This window comes from Nitrososphaera sp. AFS (assembly GCF_009898475.1).
GTDB lineage: Archaea > Thermoproteota > Nitrososphaeria > Nitrososphaerales > Nitrososphaeraceae > Nitrosopolaris.
The window spans coordinates 1-6403 of sequence record NZ_QURE01000108.1; the positions used below are offsets into that span (position 1 = coordinate 1).

Consider the following 6403-nt stretch of genomic DNA (forward strand, 5'->3'; position numbering starts at 1 on the left):
TTTATTAATGGCTGCATTTAGTTTTAGTTTTGGGTTTATGTTCACAGGTTGTTCCGAGGATATGTACAAACTCATCCAATACCCTATACCTTCACTTAAGCCTCTATTCTAGGGATTATACCTCCAACTTAATCTTTTAAGCTATTACCATTCATCCAATAGCGATCCTCATACGTACTCAAGATAAATATCTTTATTATAAGTAGCACCATTTTCACATCTTGCTTCAAGGAATAGCACCCTCAGCCAATAGAGACTGTATCATTTGCTCAGTCTTGCCGTAGTCTCCTTCACCAATATGACTATAACGAATATATCCTTGGTTATCAACTAAATAGTCCCTTGGCCAGTAATTATTCCCGTAGGCATTCCATGTTACATAATTATTATCCAGGATTACTGGGTATTTTATTTGGAAATGATTAACAGCCGTCTTTACATTATCGATATTTTTCTCATCACTAAATTCGGGTGTTTGAACACCAATAATTACTAGGCCCCTGTTAGAGTATTTTTGGTACCAATCATTTAGATAAGGAATTGTGTGTATACAGTTAATACATGTGTATGTCCAGAAGTGTACAAGGACGACCTTACCTTTCAAATCTGCTAATTTAATAGAATTAGGGTTGTTAATAATACCAGTAATGCCAGTAAATTCTGGCGCTTTTTTAAATTGAGCTTTATCGATTATGAAATGGTTTTGTGTATTTCCATTTTGTACCAATGGTTGATTCTCACTTGATGTTGCAGCTTCTAAAGTATTTACACCTAAGAAGTAACTTAGTGATGCCAAAACCAATCCCACCGCTACCGTTATTACTACTAGAATATTGCTATAATTTCGAATCATTTTCTGTTGTTTCCTCTAAATGACCTTAGAAAAGTTAGACGATTTGTGCGTTTCAAGTCCAAGTAACCTCTCTTCATTTCATTCATTAATACTTTTTTCCAGATTACATCCAAATTGAATAACATATTGGTCCTTCGTGTTGGCCTATTACTTATGTTCTTACACACAGACGGATAATTCCGTAATATGCCTCAGTAAGGAGAAGTCACTCTAACCTATCTGTTGAACTTGCAGTAAATCGCTATAATGTTATTACATATTCTGCAAGCTTTGAATAGTAGTATCTTACTTTACCTGATATCCATGAGTGAACGCTGGGTCGACTTTACTAATTTATCTTTACCGGAACAAATTCGCGCCAGGGTAATCAAAACACTAGACCAAGGCATTCGGCTTAACATGTCAACCGAAGAATCCAAAAAATTGCTTAGAAGGCATGTAAATAGTAAAACAAATCTGGTAACCATGTTTGTGGATATCAATAACTCAACAGAAATGAGTCTTTCCTTACCTGAAAACAAGTTCGCCTTATTAGTCCAATGTTTTGCTCAGGAGGTAAGTATTGCAGTATTGGGCTATGGTGGTTATGTATTCAAATACGAGGGCGATGCCGTTATTATATTATTTCCTGCAGGATATGACGGAACAAAAGCATGTAAAAATGCATTGATGTGCTCAAGAGCAATATTAGAGATTATAAAAGAAATCATAAATCCTGTATTCAAGACACATGAATTGCCTGAGATTAGCGTAAAAATAGGCCTAACGTATGGTTATGCTCTAGTAGTAATTTATGGAAACGATTCAAAAAAAGCTCACATAGATATAATTGGTTCTAGCATAAGTTTGGCTTCAAAGATTGTCTCCATTGCGAAGCCTAACCAGATTTTAGTTGGCGAATATCTTTACGATATTCTTCTATCATCAAACTCTATAAGCAATAATAACAATCTCAGAGAAATAGATCTAGACCCGACAAAGTGGAAATATCTTTCTCATTCTGACCCTGAAAGCATGTATCGTGTATATGAATATGTGGACATAATTACTTAAGACATAGGGGCCCTGTGTTATGACTTTAATTTTACTCTCATTACTTTGCATATCAGAACCTGATCAGAACCTGACTTATTTATAACCTGTAATGGACTTGTAAATGAGACAGCACAGGCCACTGACAACGCATAAAGCTTATTTTCAAAGACTGAGCTATAGTTATTACTTGAATGTTCCGCTGTATCGCAAATACTACCGTCCCGCCGCATCTTTAGACTGGACGGCTACATTGATAGCCTTACAATTATTGCATAATGAATCTAGCTACTTGTCTAATATCGAGAATCGTTAACTATTTACTCTTATTATGGAATATTCTAATATGTTATAATAGTAGTAGGATTTCTCTTATCTTAATTCCTCATCCAATTATATGAATAGTCTACTATAATTTAGTTACATTTTTATATCTGAGGATAAAAGTGCCAAACTCGATATGTTCTACAAGAATGGTAAAATCATACCATCTAATTTCTTGATCTTTTCTCTGCTGATATTTTCGGTCATTTGCGTAAGTATTCAAGGGAAGTTAGCATCAGTGTATGCACAGACAACTTTGTTTCCACAACAAACGTCAAGTCAAACACAAACTAAGCACCAACAGGTACTACAATACGATAAAGAGAAAAACTGTGCTACAGACCAACACACACCCACTACATACATAACGTACTTGACACATTTTTCATGTGGTCACGTAACTGTTTTTAACAATGGAACCGTTCTTAGAAAGTTTATCTTGTTAGTTGACGACTTCAATGGCTCGGGAAAACCATATCCAATAACTACTAATCAAATGGACCCTATGTTCACGGGAACATACCACTATGTAGCAAATCATACAAAGTATCAGCCAGTAATATTCCATGCTTGGACATTTAACGGCACAATTCCAGGACCTACAATCCGGGTAACTCAAGGAGATCATGTCCAGGTAACTGTGATAAACTCCAAAGACAGCAAGTTCCCTCATAGTTGGCACGTTCATAGCATACACTCAGGTATTAACGACGGAACTATGACCGCATCAGGAATGATATTCCCAGGAAGTAATTATACCTATGATTTTGTTGCAACTCCAGCAGGCCTATATCCGTACCATTGTCATATGACACCCGTTGAGGAGCATGTTAGCAGAGGACTATATGGAATGATGATTATAGATCCACCCCATCCACGACCAGCAGCAAAAGAAATGGTCATGATGTTAAACGAATATACGTTTAGCTACATGGGAGCAGATGGAAAAGGACATTTGAATCAAACAGTACCAGCTACAGAGAGTCAAATATTGCATAATCTTACAGCAGTAGAAGAAGCAGCAGACGAAGGAAATGGACCAGATAATCAATTCTATACTGTGAACGGAATGGTGTTTGGATACACCGGACCACATGAGATTCAATTGAAGACTGGAGTAGACTATAGGATATACCTAGTGAATATGGTAGAATTCGATCCTCTGAATAACTTTCATCTTCACGGAGCTATGTTCACCTATACTCCAAGTTGTACAATGAGCAGTTCAATAAAGTATACAGACATAGTTTCGCTTATGCAAGGAGACCGAGGTTGTGTTGACGTGCACTTTCTGGAGCCAGGAATGTTCATGTTCCATTCACATCTCAATCATTTCACAGATTTGGGATGGCTTGGAGTTTTCAACGTAACTGGGAGGGCTATTACAACAAGGGCTAGTTAGACAGAGACGTAGAAGGTAAGCAATTATTGTACCTACTAATATAGGTACCAATACAGCTTACAGACATAATTTAGCAAGGTAATTCACAAACATCTTCAAGTGTAATAATTTGCTTAAATATTGATTAATCATTGTCTAGTTCCGGTTAAGTCGAGGAATAGTATTTATACGTATTCGGTAAGCATATTTCAGTTGTGCTTGAAATAGTTAGATTTATCTAATATATTATCGTATACTTCTACATGATGAAAGCATCAAATACTGTTAAACACCTAATTTCTTTTGGGGTTATTGCATTGGCTCTAATAATTATAACTTGGGCCGTTATTCTGGCACCAAGCGCCTTAGGCCAATCAAAATCAGCTCAAGTTTCTATAGTCAAAGGTGCATCAAATCCAAGTGCCACAGAGCCATATAACCCTTCGCCGCTTACGGTTCATGTAGGAACGACCGTCACGTGGACAAATAACGATAACACTGGTCACACAGTTACAGAAGGAAATCCTTCTGGCAATACCCCTGTTAATGGGTTTGATTCTGGGATTATGGCTCCCGGAAAAACATTTACACACACGTTTGCCACACCTGGAACTATACAATACTCTTGTACCCTCCATCCAACAATGTTAGGTGAAGTAATAGTAAAGTAATTTTTGTTTATTTTTATATATTTTTCATTATTTTTACAACGGGCTCTTATGGTATTTTTCGATAGGGGCTGTTCCCTGTTTAAAAGTTATAACCAGAATATCACCTACTTTGTAAGGACAGTTAGCAATACCTCTTGGATGCTGATCTGAACCAATTACAACACAAGTTCCTTCTGATTTGGTGACAATTTTTGCCTGTTCGGTGACATCATTTCTTATTAAATCTTTAATTGGGAACCCAAACATAGCTTGGACACCGAAGAAACCTCCAATTATTACAATTGCCACCAGTGCTGCCATTTTCTTGCCTGGTATACTCGAAAATATTCCTGAATCTGAATCTGTTTCAGGTTCACTCAATTTAATTATATCTCAGCAATTGGACATAAAAACTAATACCTATTGCAAGTAGCAAGTCTAATGAGTATATAAAAAGGATCTTTATATATTAGATATATCTTCTTTATATATTAGATATATCTAGGCGTTAGATTTATTAAATATGTTGTCTTATGTATCATAATATGGCTTTAGTCGGCATGAATAAAAATATAAGAGATGAATATGGCTCAGAGAGCTCGAAACAGAATCTGAACATAGAACATAATTTATTTGTGAGAATAAATGGAACGTTGCCAGACTTTTCAATTATGGGTGATGAGGAAAAGTCTGAAAGGGCAGCAGAAGTAAAGAGAATGGAAAGAGCTGCTAACACATCCTGCTCAGTATTTATGAGAGATAGTGCACTTGGCAAAAAAAATGGATTTTCTCATCTTCTTGTTGATGTTGGCGAGGGAGTAGTCAAAAGCATAGAAGATTATATTTCTGAGATGGCACCGGTTGATCGACAGACATCGTTATCGCATATCCCTGATGCTGTACTAATAACTCATTCTCACGATGATCATATTAAGGAACTCCCGTTACTGGCAAGTAAAGCGAGTGCGTCTGATAAATTGAATATTTATTGCACTAATGAATGCCGTGACCAAATCATAGCCAAGTTTCCCAAGCTTGTAGAGAAGCAATCAGTTGTTTCCTTTAATACCATACGGCCTGGTGAAATATTCCAGGTTGGCCCATTTTCGATATTTCCAATCTTGGCATTACATGGCGAGGACTCACCTTCAGGCTCTGTTATTTATATCGTAAGAACCAACGAAAGAAAGATCATATTTGGATGGGACTTTCTGACTTTACCAGAAGTGAATGAGAATTTACTATGGAATCCGGATCTATTGATCCTAGGTACTCAAAGCTATAATCCCCATCCCGAGACTGGTATGATCTCTGTAAGTGATGCTTATCAGCTTGTAAGACGATGGAATGCAAAAGAATGTTACTTGGTTCATTATAGAGGACTAATGGACTTTCAGGAGAGCAAGAACCAGTGGTTCAAAGGTCCAGTTAAAGCAATGACAGCCACTGAGCTACAAAAAAATGTAGATTCTCATCTTGGAATTAGTGGAGATAACGGGAGGTTTAAGATAACTGTGGCAAAAGAGGGCATGACTTGGGTTCCTAAGTCTAATGAGAATTTAGAATATCAGGTTGATGAAAATGTAGCTGTTGGAAATATCATTGAAATAGAAAGCCTTGAGAATTATGTTTTCAAGATAGAAAAACCCAATAAAGAAGATAAGCTGAAAATTGAAATAGAGGATAGAATCAACAGATACACACTACAGTTCGACAGACCAAGGAGGGACAAGAATAATGATCTTCTTATCCGCGGTGCAGCTGAGAAGGGTATGCTCGCAAGGGGACCTGAGCTAAAGATGGAACTGTTTATCCCCGCTTCGGAGGAACAGCAACAGAAACAGGAACATGGAGATGCTTCACTCAGTATAAATGCGTTTAAAGGTAAAAAGTATGTATTTCATGACACTATTTTAATAAGCAATAGAGATGCACTAAGATTTAGAAAATATATTCAAGAGAACTTTAGATAGACGAAGCAGGTCATGTAGAGATTGATGTACGTAGAAGAGGAATAACAATGAAAGCAGTGTATATTGTAAATAGCTCAAGAGTTGCAAAAGTGTTGATTGATCCTATGCGAAGGGCAATACTGGACCTGTTGAGACAAAAACCTATGACTCAGGCCCAATTGGCCGATGAGCTAGGATTAACTGGAGCATC

The 6403-nt window shown here is 36.9% G+C and carries 7 protein-coding genes; 5 read left to right on the plus strand and 2 right to left on the minus strand.

Annotated elements, in window-relative coordinates; genetic code table 11:
- Positions 1-226: 226 nt before the first annotated feature.
- Entirely contained in the window at positions 227-853 is a 627-nt protein-coding gene (locus DYY65_RS09965) for a redoxin domain-containing protein (RefSeq protein WP_162477811.1), read from the minus strand.
- Between the two features lie 246 nt (positions 854-1099).
- On the opposite strand from DYY65_RS09965, the gene DYY65_RS09970 reads away from it, so the two are divergent.
- The 3 genes from DYY65_RS09970 to DYY65_RS09980 all read left to right on the plus strand — a co-directional run bounded on the left by DYY65_RS09970 (position 1100) and on the right by DYY65_RS09980 (position 4261).
- Complete coding sequence (locus tag DYY65_RS09970) at positions 1100-1906, plus strand: adenylate/guanylate cyclase domain-containing protein (protein WP_162477812.1); 807 nt, start codon at positions 1100-1102, stop codon at positions 1904-1906.
- A gap of 439 nt (positions 1907-2345) precedes the next feature.
- On the plus strand, positions 2346-3611 hold the full coding sequence (locus DYY65_RS09975; RefSeq protein WP_162477813.1) for a multicopper oxidase domain-containing protein: 1266 nt from the start codon (positions 2346-2348) through the stop codon (positions 3609-3611).
- 242 nt (positions 3612-3853) lie between these two features.
- Positions 3854-4261, plus strand: a complete 408-nt coding sequence (locus DYY65_RS09980; RefSeq protein WP_162477814.1) for a cupredoxin domain-containing protein — start codon at positions 3854-3856, stop codon at positions 4259-4261.
- A gap of 33 nt (positions 4262-4294) precedes the next feature.
- On the opposite strand, the gene DYY65_RS09985 is transcribed toward DYY65_RS09980, so the two are convergent.
- Complete coding sequence (locus DYY65_RS09985; RefSeq protein ID WP_162477815.1) at positions 4295-4621, minus strand: hypothetical protein; 327 nt, start codon at positions 4619-4621, stop codon at positions 4295-4297.
- Positions 4622-4785: 164 nt separating this feature from the next.
- Here DYY65_RS09985 and DYY65_RS09990 point away from each other — a divergent pair, with 164 nt between their 5' ends.
- Both DYY65_RS09990 and DYY65_RS13140 read left to right on the plus strand, forming a co-directional pair.
- Complete coding sequence (locus tag DYY65_RS09990) at positions 4786-6213, plus strand: MBL fold metallo-hydrolase (protein ID WP_236561784.1); 1428 nt, start codon at positions 4786-4788, stop codon at positions 6211-6213.
- 104 nt (positions 6214-6317) lie between these two features.
- Positions 6318-6403, plus strand: an 86-nt coding sequence (locus DYY65_RS13140; RefSeq protein WP_441338329.1) for an ArsR family transcriptional regulator, incomplete at its 3' end; no start/stop codon positions are given.